General features: G+C 42.3%; 15 protein-coding genes. 10 read left to right on the forward strand and 5 right to left on the reverse strand.

The window, feature by feature from the left end; genetic code table 11:
- Window positions 1–68 precede the first annotated feature (68 nt).
- Window positions 69–746 (reverse strand): C40 family peptidase, encoded by a 678-nt coding sequence (locus tag ACQY1X_RS23095; protein WP_002738550.1) that lies wholly within the window; start codon window positions 744–746, stop codon window positions 69–71.
- 650 nt (window positions 747–1,396) lie between these two features.
- On the opposite strand from ACQY1X_RS23095, the gene ACQY1X_RS23100 reads away from it, so the two are divergent.
- From ACQY1X_RS23100 to trpE, 8 genes are all read left to right on the forward strand, one after another.
- Window positions 1,397–2,785: an LCP family protein gene (locus ACQY1X_RS23100; protein ID WP_002778390.1), complete on the forward strand. Its 1,389-nt coding sequence runs from the start codon at window positions 1,397–1,399 to the stop codon at window positions 2,783–2,785.
- A gap of 2 nt (window positions 2,786–2,787) precedes the next feature.
- On the forward strand, window positions 2,788–3,288 hold the full coding sequence (locus ACQY1X_RS23105) for a pentapeptide repeat-containing protein (protein ID WP_430015187.1): 501 nt from the start codon (window positions 2,788–2,790) through the stop codon (window positions 3,286–3,288).
- 127 nt (window positions 3,289–3,415) lie between these two features.
- Complete coding sequence (locus ACQY1X_RS23110) at window positions 3,416–4,003, forward strand: anthranilate synthase component II (RefSeq protein WP_043998719.1); 588 nt, start codon at window positions 3,416–3,418, stop codon at window positions 4,001–4,003.
- A gap of 210 nt (window positions 4,004–4,213) precedes the next feature.
- Window positions 4,214–5,419: an RNA-guided endonuclease InsQ/TnpB family protein gene (locus ACQY1X_RS23115; RefSeq protein WP_016516525.1), complete on the forward strand. Its 1,206-nt coding sequence runs from the start codon at window positions 4,214–4,216 to the stop codon at window positions 5,417–5,419.
- A gap of 212 nt (window positions 5,420–5,631) precedes the next feature.
- Complete coding sequence (locus tag ACQY1X_RS23120) at window positions 5,632–6,441, forward strand: MBL fold metallo-hydrolase (RefSeq protein ID WP_002739400.1); 810 nt, start codon at window positions 5,632–5,634, stop codon at window positions 6,439–6,441.
- 79 nt (window positions 6,442–6,520) lie between these two features.
- Window positions 6,521–8,158: an ABC transporter permease gene (locus ACQY1X_RS23125; RefSeq protein ID WP_002739216.1), complete on the forward strand. Its 1,638-nt coding sequence runs from the start codon at window positions 6,521–6,523 to the stop codon at window positions 8,156–8,158.
- A 168-nt stretch (window positions 8,159–8,326) separates the two neighbouring features.
- Window positions 8,327–8,752, forward strand: a complete 426-nt coding sequence (locus tag ACQY1X_RS23130) for a photosystem I reaction center subunit II PsaD (protein WP_002738785.1) — start codon at window positions 8,327–8,329, stop codon at window positions 8,750–8,752.
- 397 nt (window positions 8,753–9,149) lie between these two features.
- Complete coding sequence (trpE, locus tag ACQY1X_RS23135; protein ID WP_002738459.1) at window positions 9,150–10,670, forward strand: anthranilate synthase component I; 1,521 nt, start codon at window positions 9,150–9,152, stop codon at window positions 10,668–10,670.
- Between the two features lie 55 nt (window positions 10,671–10,725).
- Here the strand turns inward: trpE and ACQY1X_RS23140 are convergent, their stop codons facing one another.
- Window positions 10,726–11,505: a PulJ/GspJ family protein gene (locus ACQY1X_RS23140; RefSeq protein WP_430015188.1), complete on the reverse strand. Its 780-nt coding sequence runs from the start codon at window positions 11,503–11,505 to the stop codon at window positions 10,726–10,728.
- 189 nt (window positions 11,506–11,694) lie between these two features.
- Complete coding sequence (locus ACQY1X_RS23145; protein ID WP_256094043.1) at window positions 11,695–11,826, reverse strand: hypothetical protein; 132 nt, start codon at window positions 11,824–11,826, stop codon at window positions 11,695–11,697.
- Between the two features lie 101 nt (window positions 11,827–11,927).
- Between ACQY1X_RS23145 and gloA the strand changes: the two genes are divergently transcribed.
- Window positions 11,928–12,338, forward strand: a complete 411-nt coding sequence (gene gloA / locus ACQY1X_RS23150; protein WP_002738911.1) for a lactoylglutathione lyase — start codon at window positions 11,928–11,930, stop codon at window positions 12,336–12,338.
- A gap of 10 nt (window positions 12,339–12,348) precedes the next feature.
- Complete coding sequence (locus ACQY1X_RS23155; RefSeq protein WP_002738505.1) at window positions 12,349–12,816, forward strand: CYTH domain-containing protein; 468 nt, start codon at window positions 12,349–12,351, stop codon at window positions 12,814–12,816.
- A 24-nt stretch (window positions 12,817–12,840) separates the two neighbouring features.
- On the opposite strand, the gene nusB is transcribed toward ACQY1X_RS23155, so the two are convergent.
- Entirely contained in the window at window positions 12,841–13,494 is a 654-nt protein-coding gene (nusB, locus tag ACQY1X_RS23160; protein WP_193978597.1) for a transcription antitermination factor NusB, read from the reverse strand.
- A gap of 137 nt (window positions 13,495–13,631) precedes the next feature.
- On the reverse strand, window positions 13,632–15,095 hold the full coding sequence (locus ACQY1X_RS23165; protein ID WP_430015189.1) for a DNA phosphorothioation system restriction enzyme: 1,464 nt from the start codon (window positions 15,093–15,095) through the stop codon (window positions 13,632–13,634).
- Window positions 15,096–15,113: the final 18 nt, after the last annotated feature.

Genomic DNA, 15,113 nt, shown 5'->3' on the forward strand with positions numbered 1-15,113 from the left:
ATGGGAGAGAGTAAACAGTGAACAGTAAACAGTAAACCCATAACTGATAACTGATAACTGATAACTGATTAATTGTGCATAACTCGACCGAAACTCCATAATTTTTGATAATAATGACGACTGACGCTATCCCTATCATCGGTGAGTAGATTGATAGCGATACCATTGTTACCTGTTTCTTTTCCTGAACTGTGGATATATTGATTATTCCCTAGATATAAAGCCACATGATTAACTCTTTTATCACCAAAGAAAATTAAATCTCCTGGGAGTAATTCCTCTCGGTTTATTTTTTGACAAAAAGCCTCCTGTTGATAGGAATCCCTCGGCAACCAAATGCCAAAAGTGGCAAAAGCAGCCTGGATTAATCCTGAGCAATCGTAATTAGGTGCAAGGGTTCCACCCCAGAGATAATGATTGGTACAATTCATTGCTTCCTGAGTAAAAGAGATAATCTCAGGAATATGTTTTTCTATGTCCGAACGAGTTAGAGGAATTTTTTGATAAGCTGTGGTGGCCGCCGCAATTGCATCTAAATCTTCTCTGCATAACCAAGCTAAATAATTATCTTCCCTTAGCTGAATTTGTAGCCCTTTTTCGGTAATTTCTAGGGAAATAAATTTTAATTTTCTTCCCCGTTGTGCTTGGGTCGCTAACTCTTGACAACTGGGAGAATTGTAGAGATTTAAGTCTCTTAGACAGAGATATTCCTGGGTAGATGATGGGGGAAGGGAGATGATTTGCATAAAAAATAGCTCAGAATTTATTGACAGAAAAAACTGCATTACTAGCCAAAAGCAAAGGGATAACAACGAGGAGAATAACCTTAGTTCGTTCTGTCATCTTCAAGTTTCCACCTCTCTTAATTCGGCTCTCTTATTCTTTGTGTGAGCAGTTTAACTTACTATAGAAGCGATCAATCTTTGTGTCCTCTGTGTCTGGAGTGGTTCCTTCCACTCGCTCGCCAGCAGGACTGTATCTTAGAATACATTTTACCCACCAAACCTAAGAGAGCCTTAATTCTTGGCCATAAAGATAATCTATAACCGAACTGAATCCCTGAAAAATTATTAAACCTATGGCATAATTAACCTTTCAGGGTTCAAAAACTGCAAAAATAAGGCTTAAATGGCATACAATCGGTGAATAGAGCGTTTAATCGTTTATTATTCGTTTTTAATTCTCCTGACTACTGGCTACTGGCTACCGACACCTAACCCTAACAACAATTTTTGATTTTTACAACAGGTCTAGGATAGCCAGTTCCTTAACAATATGTTACAATAGCCGGCGAGAGGGGGTGGCCAATATCTGGAACTTTTGCTCTAGAGATAGATTCTAGGGATCAACAGTCACCTCCTAGAGTAAGCTTTTAATCAGATGTTGAGGTTAGTCTATGGCCAATGTTTCCGGGCGGTTTGAAAAGCAAGAATACAGCCAAAACTCAGAAAATACCGTCGCGGTGGTCAGTTCAGTCATGTCCGGTTTAAAAAAAGCATCTCCCCTGCAAAAGGGCTTATTTTGGGGAATAACCCTCAGTTTTACCGCCCTAGTTTCCGCCACTGTTGGGGCTGCCGTCGCTTTAATTAGTCCCTTACCCGCACCAATTGGGGCCATCTTCCAAAAAACATCTTTTCCCACCCAAACAGACATCCTTGAGGATCAAGCTTGGAATAGCTTAATCAATCAGCAGCTTTCTCGTCCTGTTAATATTTTAGTTATGGGCATCGATCGAGTTTTAGATGCCAAAAACGGCGATGATGTATTTAAAGGTCGCAGCGACACCATGCTCCTAGTGCGCTTCGATCCTAGCGATAAAACCGTGAGAATGCTGTCTATCCCTCGCGATAGCCGCGTCAGAATCCCCGGCCACGGTTTCACTAAAATCAACGATGCTAACGTTCACGGTGGACCAACTCTAGCGGCAGAAGTTGTCACTAATACTTTAGGGGATGTCACCATTGATCGCTATGTGCGGGTGACTACCGATGCCTTTAAGGAATTAGTCGATTTAGTCGGGGGTGTAGAGGTTTATGTACCCGAACGAATGTATCATAAAGATGTCACCCAAAAATTAGAAATTGATTTACAAGAGGGTTGGCAAAATCTCAACGGCGACCAAGCAGAACAATTTGCCCGTTTTCGTAACCCGCAATACGGCGATATTGGTCGCGTACAAAGACAACAAATTTTATTAAAAGCACTTCAAAAAAAGATTTTTAGTCCGACAATTCTCCCCAGTCTCCCGAAAGCAGTACAGGTTTTACAACAATATATCGATACGAACTTAAGCGTCGAGGAAATGCTGGCTATCGCCAATTTTGGCCGGGAAATTAAACAGGATAACTTAAGAATGATCCTACTCCCCGGCCGGTTTAATAGCCTCGAGGAATACGATGGTCGCAGTTATTGGATTTTGAACCGTCGCGAAATTAGAACCATTGTGGCTAATAATTTTACCGATAACCACGCGGGGGGAGAAACCTCCGTTTATAGTCTGGGGATTGCCATTCAAAATGCCACCAATACCAAAGGTTTAGCCCGTCGTACTCGTGATTATCTGGCCAAACAGGGCTACACAAATGTTTATATTAGCGATGACTCCTCCCAAAAGCTAGAAACCACGGCGATTATTGCCCAAAAAGGTGATATTCAGTCCGCTAACCTCTTGAAAAATCAATTGGGAATCGGTAAAGTAGAATCATCCTCCACTGGTGCTTTAGACTCAGACCTAACTATTCGGGTGGGTGATGATGTGGCCCAGTTTCTCGACGCTCAACAGTAACAATGTTGAAAAATTTTTTCAGTCTGGTTTTAATTATTTTGCTGGCGATTCTGTGGCTACTTTTCGCGGCCCGTCCGGTGGCTTTGGCCCAAGATAAAACGATTAACTATAGTTTTGCCCAGCTGCAAGATCGGGATTTTTCCCATCAGGATTTGCGCGGAGGGGTTTTCGCAGCTGCCGCAATGCGGGGAGTTAACCTAGAAGGGTCCGATTTATCCTATAGCATTCTCACCGAGGCTGTCCTCTTAAAAGCTAACTTAAAAGGGGCTGATTTAACCGCCTCTTTGGTAGATAGAGTTACCCTCGATTTTGCCGATTTAACTAACACTATTTTTACCGATGCGATCGCCACTCGCAGCCGTTTTTATGACACAATTATTACTGGGGCCGATTTCACTAACGCGGTAATTGATGCCTATCAGGTCAAGTTAATGTGTGAACGGGCCGATGGCATTAATCCAGTCACGGGAGTGGCCACCAGGGATAGTTTAGGCTGTAATTAGCAATTCCGGCCAGATTCTAACTGACTGCTCAAAAATAGCCTACCCCCTACACCCCGGCTATCTCGATCGAGACAGCAGAGGTGTAGAATGAAAATACTGAGCGAGGCTAGAGAAAGGAGAGGGACTCTTGATAATCGTCATCGATAACTATGATAGTTTTACCTACAATTTGGTCCAGTATTTGGGAGAATTAGCCTCCGAGTTCCCGATCGCTGTGCCGATCGAGGTCTATCGTAATGATAAAATAGACTTGGCCACGATCGAACAAATGCGGCCGGATGGGATTGTCATTTCCCCCGGTCCTGGTCGTCCGGTCGATGCGGGCATATCTCTGGAATTAATCGCCAAATTTGGCCCCCATTTGCCGATTTTGGGGGTCTGTCTGGGTCATCAAAGTATCGGTCAGGTATTCGGGGGGGATGTGGTCCGGGCCCCGGTCTTGATGCACGGCAAAACTTCCCCAATCTATCACAACAGTGAAGGGGTATTTCAAGGCTTAGAAAATCCTTTTACTGCCACCCGTTACCATAGTTTAGTGATCGATCGCTCCACCATGCCGGATAATTTAGAGATCACGGCCTGGGTGGAAGATGGCACGGTCATGGGAGTCCGTCATCGGGATTACCCCCAGATTCAAGGGGTACAATTCCATCCCGAAAGTATTTTAACCACTGCCGGCAAGGAACTTTTAAGAAACTTTCTCCGATCCCTCTAGTGTTTACCTATAATGTCGGCTTGAAGGCTCTCGGTTTCACCTCGGAGATGAAAAGCCGACCAGCATAGAACAGCACTTCGACACATTTCGAGGGGCTTCGATGTAAAGGCTCAGTGACACGAGCACGACTAAAAATAACTCTAATCTATAGTTGCCAATTTAATTTTAGTATGCTAGAATAGTTTGCGATCGTTGGGTCGATAACGCAAAATGTTTGTTTTAGAGTACAAGCTTAGAGGAAAACCATCTCAATATCAAGCCATTGATGAGGCTATTCGGACAGTCCAGTTTGTTCGGAATAAATGTCTTAGATATTGGGAAGACAATAAAGGTGTAGGACAAAAGGATGTATATAAATATGTCACTCAATTAAGAAGTCAATACCCTTTTGTTCAAGACCTTAACTCTACAGCTTGTCAACAGGCTTGCGAACGGACTTGGACTGCTATTCTTAGGTTCTATAATAACTGTAAGAACAAAATTGCTGGTAAGAAAGGATATCCTAAATACTCTAAACGTACTCATTCTGTTGAGTTTAAAAAGTCAGGTTGGAAACTTAATCGAAATTCCAAGAGAATAACTTTCACTGATGGAAAAAACATTGGGGAGTTAAAACTAATTGGTAGTCGAGACTTGTTTTATTTTCAAGAATGGCAAATTCAACGGATAAGAATAGTTAAAAGGGCTGATGGATATTATTGCCAGTTAATGCTAAAACTCGATGCTAGAGATATAACCCCACAATCAGAATCGACGGGTCATTGCGTAGGATTAGATATGGGGTTAAAATATCTTTATGCTGACAGCAACGGGAATACAGTAGAGCCTCCTAAGTATTATCGAAAAGCCGAAAAGCGTCTTAATAAACTGAATAGAAGAAAGTCGAAAAAGTTTAAGAGAGGACAAAAGCAGTCTAATAACTACAAAAAAGCTAGTCAAAAATACGCCAAGGGACATTTAAAAGTAAGTAGGCAACGAGAAGAGTTTGCTAAAAAATTGGCACTCCGTTTAATTCAGTCAAACGACTTGATAGCATATGAAGATTTAAAAGTCAAGAACCTTGTGCGTAATCGAAAACTAGCTAAGAGTATCAATGATGCTGGTTGGTCACAATTGAGAAAATGGATTGAGTATTTTGGCATTAAATACGGCAGATTAACTATTGCAGTTAATCCTGCCTATACTAGCCAAGAATGCCTTAATTGTGGTCGGTTAATCCAAAAGTCTCTATCAGTTAGAACTCATGTTTGTTCCTGCGGATATGTGGAAGATAGAGACAAAATGGCGGCCTTGAATATACTCAAAAAAGCTACGATAGGGCATATCGGAAGCTGGTCGTCAGACCTAAACGCTTGGGGAGATTTAAGCTCTATCTTGGTTGGTAGCAATACCTGTCAAGACAACTTGAGTCAGTGAACCAAGAATCCCTCGCATAAGCGCGATGGGAGTGTCAATAATCCCCAACCCCTGAAATTAACCTTAAGTGGGTGGGTGGAATTAAATAGAAGATGAACGTAGGTTGGGTTGAAGCATGAAACCCAACACCCGCTCATGTTACGCTACCGCTAACCCATCCGACAAATAATTGTGCCTCCCTACTTAACTTGATTAATTCTGCATCTATATTTATGAAAAGGCGAGATTTTATCTTATCGGCGGGGACAAGTTTCTTAACCGTGGCAGTAAGCTCTGTTTTAGCGGAAACTAAACCCAAACCCACTAACCCCACTCCCGCTCAAAAACCCGATGATTCCCTCTTAGTTCAATGGTTGGGTCATAGTTGCTTTTTATTCACCGGAGGAGGACAAAGAGTCCTAGTTAATCCCTTCCGGGCCATTGGTTGTACGGCGGGTTTTCCTTTGCCAAAAGTAGAAGCAGATATCGTTTTAATTAGTAGTCAACTGTGGGATGAAGGGGCTGCCGAGGGTTTACCCGGTAATCCGAAAATTTTGTTTGAGCCGGGGGCCTACGATCTGGGTAAATTAAAATTCCAGGGTATTAGTATCGCCCATGATCGCATGGGAGGGCAACGTTTCGGCATGAATGTGGCCTGGCGTTGGACCCAAGCGGGGATTAGTATTGTCCATTTAGGGGGGGCAGCGGCCCCAATTGAATTAGAACAAAGAATTCTGCTGGGTTCGCCGGATTTAGCTTTTATTCCCGTGGGAGGTGGTCCAAAAAATTATAATCCCCAAGAGGCAAAACAGGCGATCGAAGTTTTACAACCGCGAATAGCTGTCCCGACGCAATACTTCACCAGTGCCGCCGATAAAAATGCCTGTGAATTGGTGTCTGTAGATGAGTTTCTCAAGTTAGTCAAGGATAAAAATATCCGTTTAATCGGGGACAATAAATTACGGATTCGTGCCGCCGATTTACCGAAAAAAGGGACGCTCATTCGCGTGTTTGACTACCGCAATCTGTTAGAGAAATCCTAACTTTTAGGAGCCATTGACCTAGGACTGCTTTAGAGCATCTCCTAGTTCTCTAAAAATTGCTTTAACAATCTTATTAAAAATGTTTTTGCTGAAAGAATCTCGCTCTTTTTTTAGACAGGGATGGACAATTGCAGTTTTACTAATTGCCCTGCTTGTTTCCCTGCCAATTTTATCGGTGGCCAGTAGTTTATTAACTAATTCCAGTCAAGTCTGGCAACATCTGATCGAAACTGTTCTCTGGGATTATCTAGTTAATTCTTTTTGGTTAATGGGTGGGGTGGGTAGCGGTGTTTTAATCATCGGTGTTGGCACTGCTTGGTTAATAACGATGTGTCAATTTCCCGGTCGTCAACAATTTCAATGGTTATTATTACTACCCCTTGCCGCTCCTGCCTATCTCTTGGCCTATACTTATACCAATATGATGGACTATTTTGGTCCGGTGCAGACGTTCTTAAGAAGTGTTTTCGCTTGGAATAGTGTCGAAGATTATTGGTTTCCTAATATCCGTTCTCTTTGGGGGGGGATTCTGATGTTAATACTGGTGCTTTATCCCTACGTTTATCTGTTAGCAAGGGTCGGTTTTTTAGAACAATCTGTCTGCACAGTGGAAGCAAGTCGCTCCTTGGGATGTAACCCTTGGCGCAGTTTTTTTACCGTCGCTTTACCCCTAACAAGACCGGCAATTATGGCAGGATTAGCCCTAGCTTTAATGGAAACTCTGAATGATTTTGGTACGGTGCAGTATTTCGGTATTAATGCTTTTACCACGGGGATTTATAATACTTGGTTCGGTATGGGCGATCGCATAGCAGCGGGACAGTTATCCACAGTTTTAATGGTATTTATCCTCGTTTTAGTTTTCCTTGAACAATCCTCCCGTCGTCAAGCTCGTTACTATGAAATGACCAATCGTTTCCAGTCACCGACTAAGTACGAACTAGGATTTGTTCGCAGTTTTTTGGCAATGATCTCCTGTTTTGTGCTGGTATTTCTGGGGTTTATTGCCCCTGCTTTTTATCTAGCTTATCTAGCCTTTAATCATGCCCAAGAAACTTTTAATAATGACTTTTTTAGTTTGTCACTAAACAGTTTTTTTCTGGCTAGTTTAAGCGCAATTATTGCGGTAGTTTTAGCTTTAATTCTCGCCTACGGGGAAAGACTTAATCCGAATAAAACTCTTAAGGGTTCTGTGCGGATTGCGGCCGCTGGTTATGCTATCCCCGGCATTGTTATAGCCGTGGGGGTTTTAATTCCTCTCGGCCAATTAGATAACTTTTTCAATCAAGGATTAAATATCAATTTAATTCTGAGCGGCACGATTTTCTGTCTAATTTTTGCCTATATTGTCCGGTTTTTAGCCGTAGCTTTTTCCACGTTAGAATCGAGCTTAAGTAAAATTAAACCTAGTTTAGATGATGCTTCCCGCAGCCTTGGCTATGGCACTGGTGCCACTTTAATTAAAGTGCATATTCCTCTTTTGTCGGGGGGATTATTGACGGCGGCTATGTTAGTTTTTGTCGATGTGATGAAGGAATTACCTGCTACTTTGGTCTTAAGACCTTTTAATTTTGATACCCTAGCGGTGCGCGTTTATCAATACGCCAGTGATGAACGTTTGGTGGAAGCAGCAGCCCCGGCCCTGGCCATTGTCCTAGTGGGATTAATTCCAGTAATTTTTTTAAGTTGGCAAATTTCCCGACGGGCGATCGATTAAAGTGGTGGTCGATTCCTAGACCAGTTGGCGATCGGCCAGCAGCTTAGTTCTATAGTCTAGTACAAAATAATGTTACAGTTCTTGACAAGACTACTAGAGAGGGGGGGTGTCAGTGATAGGATTCCCTAAAACCCCTTTTCTTTATTTGTGTAGAGAGAACAACATCCTATGACAGAACTTTCTGGAAAAGCTCCCAAGTTCGGTGGCAGCACGGGCGGTTTACTCGCCAAAGCCGATCTGGAAGAAAAGTACGCCATCACCTGGACAAGCAGCAAAGAACAAGTCTTTGAAATGCCCACCGGTGGCGCCGCTATCATGAACGAAGGCGAAAATCTCCTCTATTTGGCCCGCAAAGAACAGGCGCTCGCTCTTGGTACCCAATTCCGGACGAAATTTAAGCCCAAAATCGAAGATTACAAAATCTATCGGATTTATCCCAGTGGTGAAGTGCAGTATCTCCACCCTGCTGATGGTGTCTTCCCCGAAAAAGTTAACGCTGGTCGTGAATTTTTCGGCAAAAAAGACCGCAATATCGGCAAAAACCCCGAACCAGCGACAATTAAGTTCTCTGGTGTCACTCCCTACGAAGCATAAATAAACCCTAAAATCGAGAGTGGGGAGTTAGATTTAGAAGCTATTTAGCCCCAAGATTTGACTTCCGACTCTCGATTTCTCTGATCGCAATCAATTGCTAGTTAGGGTTTGCTGAAAAAGTCTTTCTTGGGGTTAGGGGTCAGTATTCAGGAGATTGCTTTTATTTATTCTCCTAAGTAGCTGGTTATAATTAAATTAAACATGGATTTTAGATTCGATCCCCCCTGCCCCCCTTGATAAGGGGGGTGCCGATCCCCCCTTAATCCCCCCTTGATAAGGGGGGTGTCTGACAACTTTTAACACCTACCTACTTATCTCCCCTGATCCCCACTCCTTCATAATTCATAATTCATAATTCATAATTCATAATTCCTTCCGTTTCCTGAACCATCAAAATATGATCTTCCCCGACTTCGATCGCTTTCGTGAACTGGCTGGCCAAGGTAACTTTATTCCTGTCTATCAAGAATGGGTCGCTGACCTAGAAACACCCGTTTCGGCCTGGTATAAAGTTTGTGCCGATCAAGCCTACAATTTTTTATTAGAGTCGGTGGAAGGGGGCGAAACCTTGGGACGCTACAGCTTTTTAGGCGGCGATCCCGTCTGGGTATTGGAAGCGCGGGGAAACACCACCACCCAAACTTTTCGCAATGGTTCTCAAGAGATTTTTTCGGGGGATCCTTTCGAGATTTTAACCCAATGTTTAGCCCCGATTGTGCCGGTTAAATTGCCGCAATTACCCGCAGGAATAGGGGGTTTATTTGGTTTTTGGGGTTATGAATTAATTAATTGGATTGAACCGCGAGTGCCTATTTATCCCGCTACGGATGCGGATCTACCGGATGGTATTTGGATGCAGGTGGATAATCTGATTATTTTCGATCAAGTTAAACGGAAAATCTGGGCGATCGCTTATGCCGATATCCGGGGTAATAATCCCGATTTAGCAGCCGCTTATCAAGCGGCCTGCGATCGAGTGACACAGTTAGTTCTGAAGTTACGATTACCGCTACCAACTAATGCCAAAACCCTAGAATTATTACCAGTTGGTCAGGGAAAAGAATTAGTTTATGAAAGCAATACAACTCAGGAAAAATTCTGTCAAAATGTCCTAAAAGCCAAGGATTATATCAAAGCGGGGGATATTTTTCAGGTGGTTATTTCCCAGCGTTTAAATGCCAATTATCATGGTCATCCCTTCGATTTATATCGTTCCTTGCGTCTGATTAATCCTTCTCCCTACATGGCTTTTTATAACTTTAAGGATTGGCAAATTATTGGCTCTAGTCCTGAAGTGATGGTTAAGGCAGAACGGGACGAATTAGGTAAAATAAGAGCCACTGTCAGACCAATTGCTGGCACCCGTCGCCGGGGACAAAACTTCGGTGAAGATCAAGCTTTAGCAATAGATTTATTGCAAGATCCCAAAGAAATTGCCGAGCATATTATGTTAGTGGATTTGGGTAGAAATGATCTAGGCCGGGTGTGCGATCGAGGTACGGTCAAAGTGGATGAATTAATGATAATTGAACGTTATTCCCACGTTATGCACATTGTTAGTAATGTGGTGGGGGATTTAGCAACCAATAAAAGTGCTTGGGATTTATTAAAAGCTTGTTTTCCGGCGGGAACTGTCAGTGGGGCCCCGAAAATTCGCGCTATGGAAATTATTCATGAATTAGAACCCTGTCGTCGTGGTCCCTATTCAGGGGTTTATGGTTACTACGATTTCGAGGGACAGTTAAATAGTGCCATCACAATCCGCACTATGATTGTTCGTCCCCAGGGTAATCAAAATTATCTGGTTTCTGTGCAAGCGGGAGCGGGGTTAGTAGCCGATTCTGAGCCGGAGAAAGAGTATGAAGAAACCCTCAACAAAGCCAGGGGTTTATTGGAGGCAATTCGCTGTTTAAGTTAGATTTTTTAGCCCAGGATCGTCCTTCTCTATTTAACCTCATGAGGAGGAAAAATATTTAATCGGTAGCTCTAGGGGAAACTCTGGTACTGACAGAGTATTTAACTTTATCTTTATCGGTATCTCCAGTAGTCAGATTTACCTCAGCGTTGGCATTCAAAATCACTTGACCACCACCGTTGCGAACACAGGCAAAAAAACCGTCCACATCGCCAGGATCCGCGGCGATTAGTTCAAAACCCTCATGGTCATCACAAAAATTGGGGTTATTAGCAGTCGCTGCTAACATATCGGTGACGGGGGAAGGTTGCCAAGTAGCAATATTGTCGGGGGTGATGTAGTTGCCATCTTCGTCCAAGTTTGGACCATAGCGCCACAAGACTAGACCGGTCAAGCTATCTCCAGTCTGACTGTTTTGGGTATAGTAAACGATCTGGTCGGGGAGCAGCTGACTGGGATTGTTGGGGTCGGGAATTTGGAAAGCAAGAACTGGTCGCGCTCCTGCTGCTCGCGCTTGGGGTACTTTAGTCGTCACGATATTAGCTTCAGTCTCAACGATAATTCTTGCCCGTTTCACGTCGTCTGAAACAAACTCTAGAGTCCGATTAAGATTATTTTGGATTTCAGTACCAGCATTAGCTCGATAGTTACTTCTGAGCAGGTTAGTTACGCCAATTCCCGCCACCGAGATGGCAATCAGCATCATCGAACTTGCTAGTAAAACCTCTGTAATTGTAAAACCTGCTTGTCGAACCAGTTGGTGAGCTTGTCGAACCAACCGAGCGGATTTTTTTGGTAAACGGCCTAGGTGATTGATGTACCCTAAATAAAAACGCATAGTTTTAACCCGTGCCAATTTCTCTGTTCTGTACCCCCCTAAATATTTGGTATTTATTGCAGTCACAGAGGTTTTATTCAACTATCGGTCAATCAACTCAAAAGGTGTTTTCGGAAACCACTGAAAACTTACTACCACCTACTGCCTTCAAAATTTCCCTAGAAAACTCCCGATCAAAAATTTCTTGACCTAACTAACTTCACCACTAACCACATCATAGCCTAAAAAAATCCCATAGATAGTAATTGAAGTATGGCCAGAGAGCTGATTTTGTTCACAGCTATTATGGGAGTAAGTGGTTTTACAGCTAATTCCGTACATTTGTATTAGTATAATTGTTGACCCTCAAGGAGATAAGAGGGCCCAAGGACTGGTTACAATCAAGGATAGGTAATTTTTCGATCGATGTCATCTAAATAATCATGCGTCTCTTACACACCATGCTCCGGGTCAATAACTTGCAGGAATCTCTACAATTTTACTGCGATGTGCTAGGAATGAAGTTATTGCGCCAGAAAGACTATCCCAATGGTCAATTTACCCTCGCTTTCGTCGGTTATGGCGATGAGGCTAATCATGCTGTCATCGAACTGACCTATAATTGGGGAGTCGATCGCTATGAGGTCGGTAATGCTTACGGTCATATTGCCCTAGGCGTGGATGATATCTATAGCACCTGTGAGAAAATTCAATCTCTTGGTGGCAATGTCACCCGGGAACCAGGCCCGATGAAACACGGTTCTACGGTGATTGCTTTCGTGGAAGATCCTAATGGCTACAAGATCGAGTTAATTCAACTAGGAACCCAGGGTGCTGCCGTGACTACGGCTTAATCAAAAACTTATGTCTGTTGAAATTGAACGGAAATTTCTGGTTAAAGGGGATGACTGGCGATCGCTTGCTCCTGGCAAGTTGTATCGTCAGGGATATATTCCTACCCAAGATGGATTGACAACTGTGCGGGTTCGTGTGGTTGGAGAGCGGGGTTATTTAACCATTAAAGGCAAGACTGAGGGCATTAGTCGTCAGGAATTCGAGTATGTAATTCCCCTAGAAGATGCGGCGCTCATGTTAGAAAACCTCTGTAAAAAACCTTTAATTGAAAAGATTCGTCATCGCATTTCTCTGGATAATTTAACTTGGGAAGTTGATGAATTTTTGGGAGATAATCAAGGTTTGATTATGGCTGAAATTGAGTTAGAACAAGAGGATCAAGTCATTACTATTCCCGATTGGATCGGCGAAGAAGTCACGGGAGATGAGCGATACTACAATAGCAATTTACAGAAATTTCCCTATAAAATGTGGTGATTGTAGTATTAATTTTCTCCCAGTTTAACTCTGGGTAGATAGGGCTTTTTCTGCTTCGTTTAGCTTATTCGTTACCCGTCGGAGAACGCCATTAATAAAACGATAACCTTCATCATCAGAATAACGTTTGGCTAATTCGATCGCCTCATTAATTGCTACTTTTTGAGGTATATCGAGATAGAGCATTTCTGCCACGGCAATTTGCAGGATATCTCGATCGATTCTTGGTAAACGATGCAGTTGCCAATCCACTAAAGCACCGGTTAATTCCTGTTCAATTTCCGCACGACGACGATAGACTGTACCGATTAATTCTAGGGCATATTCCCGCACTTCGTACTGACTAGATAACTGGACAATTTCGGGAAAATCTATCACGGTTCCTAAACGATTAATGGCATTGTGGGTAAGAGAAATTGCCTCTTTTACCATAGTTTGGGCGCTTTTTAGATTTGTTGCCTTAGTATCACTAGCGAGAATCCGTTCATTACCACGACTAATTTCAGCAGCAGCGGTTTCTAAGGTTTCTTGAATTTCTAGGGTTAAGGTTCTAACTGCGACTAAAATTAAATCGTTTAAAGTTTGCTGTTCTAGGTTTTCAGGATTGCCTTTAATCTGACTTAAACTCAAAAGGGCAAGTTCTCGAGCAATGCGACGGGGTTGTTGACGGGGAGGCATAGAAGTTTAGAAGGAGAGGAAAGAAAATTATACAACTTTATCGATCGCTATCTGGTTAGGTTGATTTTTCTCGGCGATCAATTCTTGTCCAACTTCTATTTTAGCATAAAAGCTGCCAAGATTTAACTTTTCAAGTTTTAATTAGATAAAAGACAATATCTATCTTGAATCTCCCCTAATTTAGTCTCAGCTTCTTGAGCATTAATAGCTAATTGAGCAAACTCTAGAAAGCGTTTTAATTCCTTGCGTAATAAATTCCTTTCTACTTCCCAGGTTTCTCGATCTAAGGTGGGTGGCATAATGATCATATCAAATAAAGTGGCCTGTTTTTTATCGGGATGGGGGCGCAATATTCGCCCGCGACGCTGAATAAATTGGCGAGGATTACCACTACTAGCCAGAATGACTGCGTTTTGAATTGATGGTAGATCTACTCCCTCATCTAAACATCTAATTGCCACTAATCCTTGCAGATAACCCTCCTCAAATTGTTGGCGAATTTTTTCTCGTTCTTCTAGGGAAGTTTCTGCGGTGTAGGTAGCAACTCGATAACCTAATTGATTGCCTAATAAATGAGTAACTGCCTCTACCTGACGACGATAATTAGCCGTATAATTTTCTACATAACCATCCCCACAATAAAATAAAGTATGATCCGTATCTAAACGCTCTTGCATCAATTGTTGTAAAGCCTGTAATTTATTACTCGCTGAACCAATTAATCGCGATCTTTGCATTAGCAATGCTGTTAAATTTTCATTGCCATTTAAATTACTATTTTTCTGCAAAGTCCAGCCGATTTTCTGGGTCAATTTTGCGTATAATAAAGCCTCATTATCGGTTAATTCAACCAAGACTGGATGATAAAAATAATTAACTAAAGCACCTTTGCTAATAGCATCAGCTAGGGTAAATTCTGGTTGTAGAATTTGCCCAAAATAATCAAGAATAGCGTCGGTTCCTTCCTCATCAAAATATCTTTCAGGAGTGGCGGATAAAGCCAATCTTAGACCTAAAGAACGGGGTAATAATTCTTCTAATCGGGGGGAACCTAAATTATGGGCTTCATCACCAACGATTAAAGTTTTATCGGGAAAAAATTTAATTTGTGATTGAAAACCCTCGCTAATAAAAGTTGAGTTAGTAGTTAAAATAGTGACAAATTTTTGATTACCCGCTTGCACATTATATAATTCTGTCGATAGTTGACTTTGCCATGTGTGGACACTTTCGTAGGCTAAAATCGGTTTAAGATTAAATTTTTCCGCTTCTCGTTGCCATTGATTGACTAGGTGACGATAGGGACAAATTACTAATAATACCTGCAGTTCTATCGCTTCGTAAAGTTCCATGGCAATAGCTAAAGCAGTAATGGTTTTACCGCTGCCGGTGGCCATTTTTAAAGTTCCTCGTCCCCGATTACGAAACCAACTGATAATCGCTGTATTTTGGTAGTCTCTCAACTCTAAATTGGGAGGAATTCTAGGAATACCAGAAGGATTGACTCGATAGAATCCTCGCAATTCAGCAACTTGCTTGATTTTGCGGGAACCGAGAAAATCCCTAGTTATTTTTTCCCAATCTATCCAGCAACTATTCATAGGACCTCTTGTAAAAAT

Source organism: Microcystis protocystis FBCC-A270 (assembly GCF_050500235.1).
GTDB classification, from domain to species: Bacteria; Cyanobacteriota; Cyanobacteriia; order Cyanobacteriales; family Microcystaceae; genus Microcystis; species Microcystis ichthyoblabe_A.

Coding starts and splice junctions, on each gene's coding strand:
- nusB (WP_193978597.1), bottom strand. CDS start 13,494: ATGCCTCCCCGTCAACAACCCCGTCGCATTGCTCGAGAACTTGCCCTT.
- ACQY1X_RS23105 (WP_430015187.1), top strand. CDS start 2,788: ATGTTGAAAAATTTTTTCAGTCTGGTTTTAATTATTTTGCTGGCGATT.
- ACQY1X_RS23120 (WP_002739400.1), top strand. CDS start 5,632: ATGAAAAGGCGAGATTTTATCTTATCGGCGGGGACAAGTTTCTTAACC.
- gloA (WP_002738911.1), top strand. CDS start 11,928: ATGCGTCTCTTACACACCATGCTCCGGGTCAATAACTTGCAGGAATCT.
- ACQY1X_RS23095 (WP_002738550.1), bottom strand. CDS start 746: ATGCAAATCATCTCCCTTCCCCCATCATCTACCCAGGAATATCTCTGT.
- ACQY1X_RS23140 (WP_430015188.1), bottom strand. CDS start 11,505: ATGCGTTTTTATTTAGGGTACATCAATCACCTAGGCCGTTTACCAAAA.
- ACQY1X_RS23130 (WP_002738785.1), top strand. CDS start 8,327: ATGACAGAACTTTCTGGAAAAGCTCCCAAGTTCGGTGGCAGCACGGGC.
- ACQY1X_RS23125 (WP_002739216.1), top strand. CDS start 6,521: ATGTTTTTGCTGAAAGAATCTCGCTCTTTTTTTAGACAGGGATGGACA.
- ACQY1X_RS23165 (WP_430015189.1), bottom strand. CDS start 15,095: ATGAATAGTTGCTGGATAGATTGGGAAAAAATAACTAGGGATTTTCTC.
- trpE (WP_002738459.1), top strand. CDS start 9,150: ATGATCTTCCCCGACTTCGATCGCTTTCGTGAACTGGCTGGCCAAGGT.
- ACQY1X_RS23115 (WP_016516525.1), top strand. CDS start 4,214: ATGTTTGTTTTAGAGTACAAGCTTAGAGGAAAACCATCTCAATATCAA.
- ACQY1X_RS23155 (WP_002738505.1), top strand. CDS start 12,349: ATGTCTGTTGAAATTGAACGGAAATTTCTGGTTAAAGGGGATGACTGG.
- ACQY1X_RS23100 (WP_002778390.1), top strand. CDS start 1,397: ATGGCCAATGTTTCCGGGCGGTTTGAAAAGCAAGAATACAGCCAAAAC.
- ACQY1X_RS23145 (WP_256094043.1), bottom strand. CDS start 11,826: ATGTACGGAATTAGCTGTAAAACCACTTACTCCCATAATAGCTGTGAA.